This is a genomic window from Pseudoalteromonas sp. 19-MNA-CIBAN-0066 (genome assembly GCF_040308705.1).
Taxonomy (GTDB): Bacteria; Pseudomonadota; Gammaproteobacteria; order Enterobacterales; family Alteromonadaceae; genus Pseudoalteromonas; species Pseudoalteromonas nigrifaciens.
The window spans coordinates 1-270 of record NZ_JBEONZ010000217.1; the positions used below are offsets into that span (position 1 = coordinate 1).

The 270-nt window shown below is 44.4% G+C and carries 1 pseudogene; it reads left to right on the forward strand.

Annotation, left to right across the window (positions count from 1 at the left end):
* Positions 1-270 (forward strand): annotated as a pseudogene (locus tag AAEZ18_RS18885) (TonB-dependent receptor); the annotation flags it as partial.

A 270-nucleotide genomic window follows, 5' to 3' on the forward strand; every position in this document is an offset into this window, starting at 1 on the left:
GTTGTTAATGATCAAGAGCGCCGCCAAGAAAGCTCAAGAGTACAAGCATCTGGCCTAAGTGATCTTAGAAATGTATCAATACCGAGTGAATTTAAAACAGTTAATTTTGGTTCACTTGACGGACAAAACCTGGGCAGCATACAGGCGGCCGTAAGAGGCGTGATTCCGGTTGAAGACGGTGGTGGCGATCCTAACTTACGTTTTTCTAGCGATACTAATTCACGCATCACAAAGAGCAAAATATTTAGAATAGGGGGCGAATGGCAAGGC